This is a genomic window from Clostridium aestuarii, from assembly GCF_026735135.1.
GTDB lineage: Bacteria > Bacillota > Clostridia > Clostridiales > Clostridiaceae > Clostridium_H > Clostridium_H aestuarii.
Map to the genome: position 1 here is coordinate 455,796 of NZ_JAPQER010000002.1, position 14,709 is coordinate 470,504.

The 14,709-nt window shown below is 27.0% G+C and carries 15 protein-coding genes; 2 read left to right on the forward strand and 13 right to left on the reverse strand.

The features are described 5' to 3' along the window. From smc to pta, 10 genes are all read right to left on the reverse strand, one after another. Complete coding sequence (gene smc, locus OW763_RS06390) at positions 1–3,558, reverse strand: chromosome segregation protein SMC (protein WP_268040247.1); 3,558 nt, start codon at positions 3,556–3,558, stop codon at positions 1–3. Between the two features lie 154 nt (positions 3,559–3,712). After that, positions 3,713–3,973: a stage V sporulation protein S gene (locus OW763_RS06395; RefSeq protein ID WP_268040248.1), complete on the reverse strand. Its 261-nt coding sequence runs from the start codon at positions 3,971–3,973 to the stop codon at positions 3,713–3,715. Positions 3,974–4,047: 74 nt separating this feature from the next. Further along, the gene (locus tag OW763_RS06400; protein WP_268040249.1) at positions 4,048–5,124 is read right to left on the reverse strand and encodes an elongator complex protein 3; all 1,077 of its coding nucleotides are present in this window, start codon (positions 5,122–5,124) and stop codon (positions 4,048–4,050) included. Beyond that, a complete protein-coding gene (gene rnc / locus OW763_RS06405) occupies positions 5,117–5,824 on the reverse strand; it encodes a ribonuclease III (RefSeq protein WP_268040250.1) in 708 nt (235 codons plus the stop codon). Before rnc ends, OW763_RS06400 begins: the two co-directional genes overlap by 8 nt. Before the next feature lie 59 nt (positions 5,825–5,883). Next, positions 5,884–6,117, reverse strand: coding sequence for an acyl carrier protein (acpP, locus tag OW763_RS06410; protein WP_268040251.1), 234 nt, complete (start codon positions 6,115–6,117; stop codon positions 5,884–5,886). Between the two features lie 90 nt (positions 6,118–6,207). Beyond that, positions 6,208–7,203, reverse strand: coding sequence for a phosphate acyltransferase PlsX (plsX, locus tag OW763_RS06415; RefSeq protein WP_268040252.1), 996 nt, complete (start codon positions 7,201–7,203; stop codon positions 6,208–6,210). 118 nt (positions 7,204–7,321) lie between these two features. Next, complete coding sequence (gene rpmF, locus OW763_RS06420) at positions 7,322–7,504, reverse strand: 50S ribosomal protein L32 (protein WP_268040253.1); 183 nt, start codon at positions 7,502–7,504, stop codon at positions 7,322–7,324. A gap of 14 nt (positions 7,505–7,518) precedes the next feature. Further along, complete coding sequence (locus tag OW763_RS06425; protein ID WP_268040254.1) at positions 7,519–8,019, reverse strand: YceD family protein; 501 nt, start codon at positions 8,017–8,019, stop codon at positions 7,519–7,521. 131 nt (positions 8,020–8,150) lie between these two features. Then, the gene (locus OW763_RS06430; protein WP_268040255.1) at positions 8,151–9,344 is read right to left on the reverse strand and encodes an acetate/propionate family kinase; all 1,194 of its coding nucleotides are present in this window, start codon (positions 9,342–9,344) and stop codon (positions 8,151–8,153) included. A 96-nt stretch (positions 9,345–9,440) separates the two neighbouring features. Then, on the reverse strand, positions 9,441–10,433 hold the full coding sequence (pta, locus tag OW763_RS06435; protein ID WP_268040256.1) for a phosphate acetyltransferase: 993 nt from the start codon (positions 10,431–10,433) through the stop codon (positions 9,441–9,443). A 217-nt stretch (positions 10,434–10,650) separates the two neighbouring features. Between pta and OW763_RS06440 the strand changes: the two genes are divergently transcribed. Together OW763_RS06440 and ylbJ are read left to right on the forward strand one after the other, a co-directional pair. Further along, entirely contained in the window at positions 10,651–11,853 is a 1,203-nt protein-coding gene (locus OW763_RS06440) for a nucleotidyltransferase (protein WP_268040257.1), read from the forward strand. A 91-nt stretch (positions 11,854–11,944) separates the two neighbouring features. Further along, the gene (ylbJ, locus tag OW763_RS06445) at positions 11,945–13,141 is read left to right on the forward strand and encodes a sporulation integral membrane protein YlbJ (protein WP_268040258.1); all 1,197 of its coding nucleotides are present in this window, start codon (positions 11,945–11,947) and stop codon (positions 13,139–13,141) included. Here ylbJ and OW763_RS06450 read toward each other — a convergent pair. The 3 genes from OW763_RS06450 to rsmD are packed head-to-tail and all read right to left on the reverse strand — an operon-like array spanning position 13,121 to position 14,703. Beyond that, positions 13,121–13,648 carry an ATPase gene (locus OW763_RS06450; RefSeq protein ID WP_268040259.1) on the reverse strand — a complete coding sequence of 176 codons (528 nt, stop codon included), beginning with the start codon at positions 13,646–13,648 and terminating at the stop codon, positions 13,121–13,123. The two genes, ylbJ and OW763_RS06450, sit on opposite strands and share 21 nt — an antisense overlap. Positions 13,649–13,661: 13 nt before the next feature. Continuing rightward, on the reverse strand, positions 13,662–14,144 hold the full coding sequence (coaD, locus tag OW763_RS06455; RefSeq protein ID WP_268040260.1) for a pantetheine-phosphate adenylyltransferase: 483 nt from the start codon (positions 14,142–14,144) through the stop codon (positions 13,662–13,664). A 1-nt stretch (position 14,145) separates the two neighbouring features. Next, a complete protein-coding gene (rsmD, locus tag OW763_RS06460) occupies positions 14,146–14,703 on the reverse strand; it encodes a 16S rRNA (guanine(966)-N(2))-methyltransferase RsmD (RefSeq protein WP_268040261.1) in 558 nt (185 codons plus the stop codon). Between the last annotated feature and the right edge of the window lie 6 nt (positions 14,704–14,709).

Sequence of the window (14,709 nt, forward strand, 5' to 3'; positions counted from 1 at the left end):
TTAGTTACTTAAATCAACAGATATAATTTTTGAAATTCCTTTTTCCTCCATAGTAACACCATATAAAACATCACTAGCTTCCATGCTACCCTTTCTATGCGTAATTATAATAAACTGTGTGCTATGAGAAAATTTGTTTAAAAACTGAGCATATCTGACTACATTAGAATCATCTAACGCAGCTTCAATTTCATCTAAAATACAAAATGGAGTTGGCTTCATTTTTAAAATAGCAAACAATAATGCTATTGCAGATAACCCTTTTTCTCCACCTGACATTAAATTTATATTGCTAAGCTTTTTACCAGGTGGTTGAACATTTATCTCTATATTAGAAGTTAATTCATCTTCTCCTTCAAGTATTAAATCTGCATTTCCACCTTTAAACAACTCTATAAAAGTTTCATTAAAGTTTTTTCTAAGCTTATTAAAATTTTCATGAAAAACTTTTTTCATCTTACTAGTCATTTCACTAACAACGCTTAATAATTCTTCTTTACCCTTTATTAAGTCTTCTTTTTGTGATTTCATAAAATCATGCTTTTTTATAAGCTCATTATATTCTTCAATAGCTCCTAAATTCACTACTCCAATCTTAGATATTTTACCTTTATAATATATAATATCTTCTTTGCATTTTTTTATATTTCCATCTTTTAATTTTAAATCTACTGCTTCTGCATAAGTTAACTCCATTTCCTCATTTATTTTTTTATATAAAGAATTTTTTTCTGTATCACCCCTAGCAAGAGCTATCTCTATATTATGATTTTCTTTCTCTTTTTTATTATACAACAATGTTACTTTTTCTAAATTTTCTGTATGATTTTTTATATTTTCTTTAATCTTTATTCTATTTATTTCAGCTTCTTTAAATTTTTCTTCATATTCTTTTATATCCTTTAATATTTGATCAATTTTTTTGTGATTTTCTATTATTTTTTCACTTAAAATACTTTTATTTATATCTGCTTTTTTAATTTCATTTTCTATATCAATTACTTGATTCTTCATTTCAATTATTTCATCATCTATTCTTCTAATATCTTTAATTACATTTAATATACTTTCTTCAACTTGAGCTTTTTTAATTTTCAATGATGTGATTTCTTCATTTTTATCTTTTAACTGTTGATTTTGTTTATCCAAAATATTTTCTGTTTCAAAAATTTTATTAGAATTTTCATTTTGTAGTTTAGTTAAGTCTTCAATTTTATATTCATTTTTTTTCATTTCTAAAATATTATTATCTATATTTTCTTTAGCTAATATCATTTCATTATTTGCAATTTTTAAATCTCTTTTTAATTTATCATTTTCATTATCAATAGCACTTATTTTACCATTAATTTTAGTGCTTTCTATATTTTGAAAATGAACTTTATCTCTTAAATTTAAGATTTCATCATCCATTTTTTTTATCTTAACTTTACAAACATCAATTTTTTTTATGGAATCTTTTATTTGAATACTATATTCCTTTAAATTTAAAGTTATTTCATCAATTTCTCTTTTTCTACTTATTATACTAACATTTCTATTATGTAAACTTCCACCTGTTAAAGCCCCACCTGGATTAACAACCTCACCTGTCAATGTAACAATTTTAAAGCTGTAGCCACTTTCTTTTGCTATAGAAAGCGCACTATTCATGTCTTCAGCAATTACAGTTCTCCCCAAAACATAATCAATTGCATTAATAAATTTAGAATTATGGGATACGATTTCACTAGCTATGCCTATATATCCCTTCATCCTTTTAATTTTATCAGATATATGTGTTTTTTTGCCCTTTATTATGCTAATGGGTAAAAAAGTGGCTCTTCCCAACTTATTATCTTTTAAATATTTAATAAGTTTTTTTGCAATATTTTCATTCAAGGTAATAATATTAGAAATACTACCTCCTAATGCTATTTCTATAGCAACTTCAAGGTTTTTCTCTACTTTTATTATTTCACCCAATACCCATGTATTGTCTAAAACATCTGGTATTTTATGCTTTTCAATATGAGTCATCAAATTTTTAACTGATCTATTATACCCTTCATATTGCTTTTCTAAGTTCATAAAAGCATTACACTTAGCTTCTGCTTTATTATATATAGAAGTTATCGCTTGTAACTTTTTTTCCTCATCAACTAAATTTTTGTTCTGCATAGAAATAGCTTTTTTATACTCTCTTATATGATTCTCGTAATTATTAATGTTTTTCTTTATATTAATAATTTCATTATTTAATACATTTCTAGTACTATGATTTATTTTTATCGAGTTACCATACGTTTCACTATTATTTTTATATTCATCTAGTTTATTTTGTTGAGTATTTATTTCATTTTTTATTAAAACTAAATTATTTTTATACTTAGTTATATTGCTTAACAAGTCACTTTGATATGATTTAGAATTTTTTATTAATGTATTATTCCCCTCAATTTCATTACTACTACGTTTCATAATTTCTTCATTTTTTAATATATTCTTTTTAAAAGAATCTTCCTGGTTCTTAATTGATTCTAACTTGATTTTTTCTGAAATTTTTTGTTCCTTTAACTCTTCAATTTTAATATTAAGTTGAGTTAATGTTTTAGAAGCTCTTTCATTACTATTAGATAAATTACTAATTTTTTCATTTAACAAATCAATTTGTGATAATAAATTTTGCTTACTAGTTTTACTATCATAATATTTTTTTCGTTCTTCGCTATTTTCCATTTCCATCTTCTCAAGTTCATTATTATATTTCATAAGTTCATCTTTATATTTATTTTTCTCATTTAGAAGTTCTTTTAAGTTTATTTCATTATTTTGTACTTCGCTTTTGAAAAAATTAATTTTATTTTCTATATTGTTTATACTATCAATAATTACTGTCACTTCTTTGACTTTAAGCTTTTGTGATAATTCTAAAAATTCTTTTGCTTTTTCATTTTCTTTTCTAAGTGGTTCTAGTCTCTCTTCATATGTACTAAATATATCATTTATTCTTTGAAGGTTTTGTTCAGTATTATATAATTTTTTTTGCGCTTCTTCTTTTCTACTTTTAAACTTAACAATTCCAACAGCTTCTTCTAAAATACTTCTACGTTCTTCTGGTCTTCCACTTAGAACAGCTTCTATTTTTCCCTGTCCAATTATAGAATAACCTTCTTTTCCTATTCCTGTATCCATGAAAAGTTCTTGAATATCTTTCAATCGACATTTTGTATTATTTAAATAGTATTCACTTTCCCCTGATTTGAAAAGCCTTCTAGTTATAGTAACATCTATATATTCTATTGGAAGTTCTCTATCACTGTTATCAAGGACAAGAGTTACTTGTGCTAATCCAACTGGTCTTCTAAACTCAGTCCCAGCAAAAATAACATCCTGCATTCTACCTCCTCTTAAATTTTTTACGCTTTGTTCACCAAGCACCCACTTTACTGCATCTGATATATTACTTTTACCACTACCATTAGGTCCTACTACAGCTGTAATTCCTTTTTTAAAAACCATTTCAGTTTTATCTGCAAAGGATTTAAAGCCTCTTATCTCAAGTGACTTCAAAAACATGTTTATCTCTCCTATTTCTAAATATAAAATTAATAAAAGCTAATCTCTATAATTTTCATTATATAACTATATTACTATATTATTTTAAAACATATAGTTTTAAATATCAATTAAATATATAAATAAAAAAAACCGTGATTAACACGGTTTTATACTATCTAGGTTCTACTATAAATTTTATAGCTGTTCTCTCTTCTCCATCTATTAATATCTGTGAAAATGCTGGAATTACAATTAAATCGATTCCATTTGGTGCTACAAATCCTCTTGTAATAGCTAATGCTTTAACAGCTTGATTTACTGCTCCTGCTCCTACAGCTTGTAGTTCGACGCTTCCACATTCTCTGAGAACTGCTGCAAGTGCACCTGCTACTGATTTTGGTTGAGATTTAGCTGATACTTTTAATACTTCCATTCTTAATCCTCCCTACAAAATTTATTATTGCATATTATTGCATCCTTTATAGGGAATATATTCTATAAAACTTTTTAATATCCTTCTTTGTATCTTTTTTTCAATATTTCTTTAATATTTATTTTTTTACATTTATTTTCAATTTTTAACAAAATACAGCCTCTATCAATATCATTGTTTTGAAAAACTTTGATGACATTTGTTTTTATTTTTGCTTTCATGTCATTAAAAAATTTTTTTCTATTTGTATATAGTTTAGATATTTCCTTACTATTTATATATATATTAACTGCATCATTATCACATTGTGCCAATTCTTCTAAAAGAATATCATTATACAAACTTCCCTCAACCAGTTCTCTAAAAGACGGGTGGAAAGGTCCTATAATCACATCTTTTCCTAAATTTATTTCTTCTGTTGGTTGTAGTCCTATTCGAATTACATTAATATCATTAGCTGCAAACATAGCATACACTATTTTACTTATTTCAATAGCTTCATCTAAAGTATATGGTTTGTACATTCCTTTATCATACATTTTTTCCATAGGAGTTCCTTTTATTACTAAAGCAGGATAAATTCTAGCTATCTTTGGTTTTAGTTCTATAACTTTTTTTGCTGTTTCTATATCCTTTTCAAAATTATCTCCAGGAAGACCTAACATAATTTGGTGTCCTAAAGTAAACCCAAACTCTTTTATAAGTTTTGAGGCTTTGAAAACATCTTCATTATCATGACCTCTACCTGTCTTTAAGAGTACTTCATTATCTAAAGATTGAACTCCCAATTCAATTATATCCGCAGAATAGTTTTTTAAATTTGTAAGTATGTCCTCATCAATATAATCTGGTCTTGTAGAAAGATGTATGAAATCTATAAGTCCGTTATCTTTATATTTTTTAGCAACTGCTAATAATTGTTTTTGCTTTTCTATATCTATTGCAGTAAAAGTACCACCAAAAAAAGAAACTTCTACAACAGAATTTTGTCTATTAATTGTTTTTAAATACTCTTTAATAGTGTGTTCAACAAAAGCTGGAGTAACTCTTTGATTTGTCCCTGTAATACTATTTTGATTACAAAATACACAGTTATGAGGACATCCTTCATGAGGTACAAAGATTGGTATTATATAATGAGTTTTACTCATCTTTATCACCCAAACTTTCTAAAGCTTCTTTTGCAGCATTTTGTTCTGATTCTTTTTTACTATACCCTTCACCTACACCTTTAACTAGTGAATCCACCATTACCTCAGTGAAAAATTTTCTTCTATGTGGTGGTCCTTCATATCTAAGCAAACTATATTCCACACTATATTCTCCAAATTTTTGAATTGTTTCTTGTAATTTTGTCTTGTGATCAATAATAATTTCATTATTATCAGCTTCTTCTATTATTACTTTAAAATTTTCAAGTATAAATTCTTTTGCTTTTGTATAGCCTTGATCTAAGTAAATCGAAGCTATTGTTGCTTCAACACAATCGGATAATATCGAAACTCTTGTTCTGCCCCCTGTCATTTCCTCACCTTTACTCATATTTATATACTTTCCAGCATTCCAATTTTTAGAAACTCTATACAATGAATTTCCACATACAATAAGTGCTCTTTTTTTAGTTAAAAAACCTTCTGACTTATCTTTATATTTATTAAATAGAAACTCAGAAATACAAAGTTGTAATATAGAATCTCCTAAAAATTCTAATCTTTCATTGAATTTTATATTCTTATTTTCATTTGCACATGAACTATGTGTAAAAGCTATATCTAGCAAACTTATATTATTAAACCTTATATTAAGTTTATTTTCTAATTCATTGAGAATACTAACTCTATTCTCTTTCATACAAAACAGCTCCTCTATTTTTATATAAATTTAAAGTCCCGTAGATTACGGGACTTTAATTATTCTTCAATGTGATTACTTATATATTCTACTACATCACCAACTTTAGATACTTTTTCTGCATCCTCATCTGGTATTTCAATGTCAAAGTCTTCTTCTAATGCCATTATAAGTTCAACAACATCAAGTGAATCAGCTCCTAAATCATCTACAAAAGATGAATCCATTGTTATTGTATCTTCATCAAGTCCAAGTTGGTCTGCAATTATTTTCTTAACTTTATCAAAAACCATTTATTTCACCTCCTAATTAAAATTCTACAATAAGATAATATTACAAAATTTGTGTATCGTCAATAATATAATAATATTTTATATTATATTTTATACCAATTTTTTTTCTATATGTACTTTAATTTTATTAATAATATTATTTTCATGAAAAGAAATTGCCTGTCTTATTGCATTTTTAAGTGCCTTAGCATCTGAACTTCCATGTGCTTTAATGCATATTCCATTAACCCCTAAGAAAGCAGCTCCTCCATATTCTTTGTAGTCAAAATCTTTTTTGAATTTATCAAAAACAGGTTTTAACATTATGCCTCCAATTTTAGTTCTAGTAGAAGACATTATTTCTTCTTTTAATGTAGAAAATATATTAGCCGCTACTCCTTCATATGTCTTTAATATAGTATTTCCCACAAATCCGTCGCATACAACAACATTTACATTTCCAGTTGGAATTTCTCTCGGCTCAACATTTCCTACAAAATTAAAGTTACATTCTTTTAAAAGTTTATGTGCTTCTTTTGTAAGTTCGTTTCCTTTTTCTTCTTCACTTCCAATATTAACTAATCCAACACTAGGATTTTTAATCTTTAAAATATTTTCAAAATAAACTTCTCCCATTTGACCAAACTGCACTAAATTTTTAGGTTTACATTCAGCATTTGCTCCACAATCAATTACCATAAACGGTCCATTTTTTCCTGGCATTATAGGTGCTAATGCTGGTCTATTTACCCCTTTAATTCTTCCTACTATCAAAGTAGCGCCTGCTAGAAATGCTCCAGTACTTCCCGCTGATATTACTGCATCAGCTTCACCTTTTTTTACTAACTCTAAAGCTTTATATATACTGGAATTTTTTTTTCGTCTTATTGCCATTACAGGATGTTCATTATTCTCAATTATTTCTTTGCAATCTATTATAGTTATCTTTTCTTTATTATATTGATACTTATCTAATTCTTTATTAATTAATTCTTCTGGCCCTGTTACTACAATATCAACATTATATTCTTTTATTGCTTGTATACACCCTTCTATAACTGCATATGGTGAATAATCTCCTCCCATGCCATCAACTACAATCCTCATAACCTTACCTCACTTTTAACCATACGATTTATGAAATTCATGCAACTTACAAAATTACAAAATTACAAATAAATTTTGTATAAAAATTTCAAAAAAAGAAAGTCCTAAGACTTTCTTTTTATTTTTCCTTTGAAACTATTTCTTTTCCATTATAATATCCACATTCTTTGCATACTCTATGTGCAAGTTTCATTTCATGACATTGTGGACATTCAACCATTCCTGGTACACTTAGTTTAAATGTTTGAGCTCTTCTTGAATCTCTTCTAGCATTTGATGTCTTACTCTTTGGATGTGCCATCTACTTTCACCTCCTTAGTTGTCTGGAAAAAGGTATTTTAACTTTGCAAGTCTTGGATCAATTTCATCCTTCTCACATTTACATTTAGAATAATTTAAATTAGTGCCACACACCGGACATAGTCCCTTACATTTACTATTGCAAAGTTTCTTAATGGGTAGTGACAAAATAATATTATCTTCAATGATTGGTGAAAAATCCACTTTATCATCATCTATAACGATAATATCGTTATCCTCAGTATTGTCTAGTTTTGAAAATCTTTCATGAATTTCAATTTCCAATGGATAATCAAAATTTTCAAGACATCTGGAACAAACTAATCTCAAAGTTACTTTTACTTTTCCATCATAATTAATTATATCACCCGCCATAGTAAAAATTCCTTCTAACATAACAGGTTCTACAAATGTAATTTTTTGCCCATCAAAAACAAATTTTTTGCCCTCGAAAGACATATTAATTTCTTTTTTCTTAATTTTTTTCCAAATCAAATCAGAAATGTCGACTAACATAATCACACCTCTATCATTATAAATGGGCTAATAAAGTCCATGTAGTACACAGAACTTATTAGCCACAACTTATTATATAAATTTGCACCTAAAAAGTCAAGTATTTTATTATGACTTTGCTATATTATGCTTTATTTTTCAACTATTTCTTTTGTATCTCTAGCAATCATCAATTCTTCATCAGTTGGTATAACCATTACTTTAACATTAGAATCATCAGTACTTATGATTCTTGCTTCTCCTCTTACATTGTTCTTTTCTTTATCTATTTTAGTTCCTAAAAATCCTAATCCATTAATTATTTCTTCTCTAGTTTCTATAGCATTTTCTCCAAGACCCGCTGTAAATACAATACAATCAACACCATTCATAGCAGCAGCATAAGCACCAACATATAGTTTTACTTTATGTTTAAATATTTTCAAAGCTAACGCAGCTCTTTTATTTCCTTCTTTAGCAGCTGTTTCAATGTCTCTAAAATCACTGCTTACTCCTGAAATTCCTAGAACTCCTGATTTCTTATTCATTAAGTTATCAATTTCTTCTATTGATAAATTTTCTTCTTTCATTAGGAAAGTAACGATAGCTGGATCTATCACTCCGCATCTTGTTCCCATAGTTAAACCAGCAAGTGGTGTGAATCCCATAGTTGTATCAATACATTTTCCATCTTTAACTGCCGCTAAACTTGCTCCATTTCCTAAATGGCAAGTTATAATTTTTAAATCATTAATATCTTTTCCTAACATTTCAGCAGCAACAGAAGAAACATATTTATGAGATGTTCCATGGAATCCATATTTTCTTAATCCATGTTTTTTATATAATTCATATGGAAGAGAATAAATATAAGCTTCTTCTGGCATTGTTTGATGGAAAGCTGTATCAAACACTCCGACCATAGGCGTTTCAGGCATTAGTTCTTTGCAAGCATTTATTCCTATTATGTTAGGTGGATTGTGAAGAGGTGCAAGTTTTACAAACTCTTCTAAAGCATTCATAACATCACTGTCTATACGTACAGAATGTGCATATTTTTCTCCACCATGAACAACTCTATGACCTACAGCAGATATTTCTGACATATCTTTTATAACGCCTTCTTTTTCATCTACTAAAGCACCTAATACAAGTTGTATCGCTTTTTTATGGTCTTGCATTGGTTCTTCAATTATGTATTTTTTTCCATTAACTTTTTGAGTTAAAATAGATCCTTCAATTCCTATTCTTTCTACTAATCCTTTAGCTAATACATCCTCATTTTGCATATCAATAAGTTGATATTTTAAAGATGAACTTCCACAGTTTATTACTAATATTTTCATCGTTATTCCTCCTAATTTTCACTTTAAATTATGTATTAATTTTTGATTATCATTTATCTAAATTTTGTTTTTACATATTGTTTTAAAATCAATCTTTTATTGAGCTTGTACTGCCGTAATTGCAACAACATTTACAATATCATCTGCACTACATCCTCTTGATAAATCATTTATAGGTTTAGCAAACCCTTGACATACTGGTCCAATAGCTTCTGCTTTAGCAAATCTTTGAACTAATTTATATCCTATATTACCTGCTTGTAAATCTGGGAATACTAATACATTAGCTTTTCCAGCAACATTACTATTTGGAGCTTTTAATTGTGCAACTTCTGGTACTATTGAAGCATCTAATTGTAACTCTCCATCTATTTGTAAATCTGGTCTTAATTCCTTAGCAATTTCTGTTGCTTTTCTAACTTTATCAACAAATTCGTGGCTAGCACTTCCCATTGTTGAGAATGAAAGCATAGCAACTCTAGGTTCTACTTGGCATAATTTTTTAGCAGTCTCAGCTGTAGATATAGCTATTGTTGCTAATTGTTCTGCTGTTGGATTTGGATTAACAGCACAGTCTGCAAAGAATAATAATCCATTATCACCATATTCACAATTTGGAACTTGCATAATAAATGTTCCAGAAACTATAGATGTACCTGGAGTTGTTTTAACAATTTGTAAACCTGGTCTTAATAAATCACCAGTTGTATGTATAGCACCTGATACCATGCCATCAGCATCTCCAACTTTAACCATAACAGTTCCAAAATATATTGGATCCTTTACTATTTTTAAAGCTTTTTCTTCAGTTACACCTTTATGTTTTCTTAGTTCATATAACTCTTTAGCATAAACTGCTGTTTTGTCAGATGTTTCAGGATCAATTATTGTAACACCTTGGATATTAGCCATTACTTCTTTTGCTTTAGTTGTTATTTTTTCTTCATTCCCTATTAATACTAAATTTGCTAGTGAGTTATCATTAATTTTACCAGCAGCAATAATAGTTCTTTCCTCTTCACCTTCTGGTAAAATAATTGTTTTTAAATCTTTTTTTGCTGAATCCCATATTTTTTGCATAACTTTCATGTCAAATTCTCCTTTCAACTTATATAACAATATTGTATGGTATACTATATAATATACTCTATATTATAATATACAACGTTTTTAATATACTTTTCAACAAAAAAATAATAATTTTTGTTTTTTATTAATAATATTATTGATTTTTTTGTACTTTTTAGCATAATTACATAAATAGTTTAAACAATAACGTATACTATTATTCAAGGTAGGTGATTTAATGAATATTACTGGAATAATTACTGAATATAATCCATTGCACAACGGTCATTTATACCATATTATTAATTCAAAAAAAATAACAAAATGTGATGGAGTTGTTTGTGTAATGAGTGGAAACTTTGTACAAAGAGGAACTCCTGCAATAATAGATAAATGGAACCGAACCAAATTAGCTCTTGCAAATGGAGTAGATTTGGTAATTGAATTACCCTCTATATACAGTTTATCTTCAGCAGAATTTTTTGCTTATGGTGCAGTAAGCTTATTGAACAATTTAGGTAATATAAATAATCTATGTTTTGGAAGTGAAAGCGGAAATATAAATACAATAAAAGAAATTGCTAAAATATTAGTTGAAGAACCTGATGATTTTAAATATAATTTAAAATTAAGCTTAGATAAAGGAATATCTTTTCCATTAGCAAGAAGTAGTGCATTATCAAAATGTTTTGATGATAATTCACATATATCCGAAATCTTAAACTCATCTAATAATATTTTAGCTATAGAATATTGTAAAAGCTTAATTAAATTAAATAGTACTATAATTCCTTTTACAATACACAGAAAAGGTTCTTCTTATAACAATCTTAATATAGATAATATTTTTTGTAGTGCATCAGCAATAAGAAAACATCTAAAAGAAAATAGAGATATTGCCTCTTTAAAAAGTGTAATACCTTCAGAAACTTATGATATTTTAAAAAAAATGCAACAAAAAAACAGTCTGACTTTTGAAGAAGAAATTTTTAAATATATAAAATACAAAATTTTTACAACAAATAATAAACTAGAAAATATTCCAGATGTTTCAGAGGGACTACATAATAAAATTTATAAATGCATAAAAGATTCTATCAATTATACAGATTTAATATTAAACGTAAAAAGCAAAAGATATACTCAAACTAGAATAAATAGAATTTTATGTCAATATTTTATAGGATTTGATGAATATAACACACAAACATTAAGAAAAGCTTCTTGCCCTTATGCTAGGATTTTAGGATTTAATAAAAAAGGTCAAGAGATATTACGAAAATTTAAAATTTCATCTTCAATACCTTTATATACTAAGCTTCCAAAACAAAGAAATGAAGTGTTAAATTTAGAAATACAATCAACTCAAGCATATAGTTTATTGAATAAAACAATAAGCCCATATGATGATTATAAAATTAGTCCTATTCGTTTACTTTAAAAAGTAATATTAAAGTATCTCTTTGAAATATAAATATAATAGTCTAGATTATATATTTTTTTAAACAAATTATTATTTTAAGGAGATATTTATGAAAATAATTTTTATTCTACTGATAATATCAATAGCTTTTTTAATATTTAAATTATTAAGTAATAAGATTTCAAACTTAAATAAAGATATTTTTGTAACAATCTTATGTACTTTATTAATACTAAATATAATTTTAAAACCTGAACTATGCTTAAATTCAGCACTAAATGGTTGTAAACTATTCATAAAATCCGTTTTTGTATCTTTATTTCCTTTTTTAGTATTGATAAATATAATGTTATCTTATAATGCAGTAGATATTTATTCAAAATTTTTCGGAAAATTTTTATGTAAACCTCTTAAGCTTCCTGAAAATTGTTCCGTAGTCCTAATTGTCAGTATTTTATGTGGATATCCACTTGGTGCAAAATATGCTTGTGAACTTTACAACAAAAATTCTATTAATTTTTCTACTTGCGAAAGACTCATAAGTATAGCATCTAACCCAAGTCCTTTATTTGTAATAGGAACAGTGGGTACTTCGATGTTGAATAATTCATTTTTAGGAGTACTATTACTAGTTTCTTGCTATATATCATGTTTTTTAACAGGTTTATTACTTTCTCCTACCAATACAAATCATTTAAATAAAAAAACACTTTGTAAGAATAACCAAAATAATAAAAATATTGGTGAAATTTTAAAAACAAGTATAGATAATGCACTTTCAACTTCTTTATCAATAGGAGGATTTGTAGTGTTTTTCTCTGTATTAACTGTAATAACAAAAAACAATATCATATTTGATATTGTTTTAACAAAATTATCTATATTATTACATATACCAGAATGTATTATTAAAAGTTTCTGTTTAGGTATACTTGAAATAACTAATGGTTGCAGTTTAATTTCAGCTGGAGATTTTAGTATAACTCTCAAAATCATACTTATAAGCTTTCTATTAAGTTTTGGAGGTATATCAATAACAGGTCAAGTATACTCAATTACTCATAAATTTAATTTTTCTTTAATTAAGTATATAAAAAGAAAATTTTTTCAAGGAATATTGTGTAGTATATTAGCTGTATTATTTTATAAATTTAGTATTTTAAATCTATCTAAGTACGTATTCAATCTGCAAACCCAAAGCAATGAATTGCTTATATTAAACAGGATATTAGTAATTCAATTATTCCTCTTACTTTTTCCTTTTACAATAAATAAAATAAATAAATTACTTAACCGTTTCTCTTAGCTCTTTAACATTTTCTCTTATCGTACTAGTCGTGCTTGTTATATTTTTTCCTATATCATTTAAATATTTTTCCATATCATTCTTTAAGTTGAGAAGCATCTGCTGTCCTTCTGTGTTTATTTCTTTCTCTAAATTGCATAATATTTCATCTGCATATTCCCTTGCTCCCACTCTGATAACCTTAGCTTCTCTTTTAGCCGAAGTTACAATTTCTTCGGCTTTTATTTGTGCTTCCTTTGTTATATTATGATTTTCTATTTCTTTTTTTAATAATTGATAACTTTGTTTTTTTATAAGCTCCGCTTGCTTATGAGCATCGTTTAAAACTCTTTCTTTCTCTTCACATATCCATTGTGCCTTTTTAAACTCATCAGGAAGATAGTTAATAATTTGCTCTATAATATCTATTAATTCCTTCTTATTAATCATTGTTTTCCCTACAATAGGTACATTATGTGATGTTTCAACTATTTCTTGAAGATATTCTAGTAATTTCATAACCTCCATTTAATTCATCACCTTATTTCCTACTAATTTTATCAATTACATCTGATGCAATTTCATGTGGAACTAATTCATCTATACATCCACCAAACATGGCAACTTGTTTTACAGATGACGAACTCAAGTATGAATATTTGGCATTTGTCATCATAAATACAGTTTCTATTGTAGGATCAAGTTTTTTGTTCATAAGAGCCATTTGAAACTCATATTCAAAGTCAGATACAGACCTTAAACCTTTAATAATAACTTTAGCATTTCTTTCTTTCATATAATTAACAAGCAACCCATAAAAACTTTCTACTTTTACATTATCTAAGTTTTTAATAACTCTTTCTATAAGTTCCACTCTTTCTTCTACATTGAAATTACCATTTTTCTCCGGGTTTATTAAAACCGATACAATTACTTCATCAAAAATAGCCGCTGATCTCTTTATAATATCTAAGTGACCTTCGGTAATTGGATCAAAACTCCCTGGGTATACTGCGATACTCATATTAATCCTCCCTATACATATAAAAGCATACAGTAGTATTACCATACTTTCTATGATTAATAAGAACTATATCATCATTTCCTTCATATATCTCTTCTGAAGAATCTATTTTAGTTACAATAAGACCATCTTTTTTTAATAACATTTTTTCACTTATTATTCCTATTGCTGGCGGAATCATTTCCTTAGCATAAGGTGGATCTATAAATATAAGATCAAAAATTTTATTTTTTCTACACATTTCCTTAAGTGAATCATACGAATCCATATTTAAACATTTACACTTATCTTCAAACTTTAAATTAATTACATTTTGTTTTAAAAATTTAAAAGTCGTAGGATGTTTATCTACCAAGTAGCACTCCTTTGCTCCTCTACTTGCTGCTTCTAACCCTAAACTTCCAGTACCTGAAAACACATCTATAACAACAGCATCGACAACTCGATTTTGAATTATATTAAATATATTTTCCTTCACTCTATCTAATGTCGGTCTTGTTTGCATACCATCAGGTGGCAAAATTTTTCTTCCTTTTGCACTTCCTGCAATTATTCGCATTTTAAT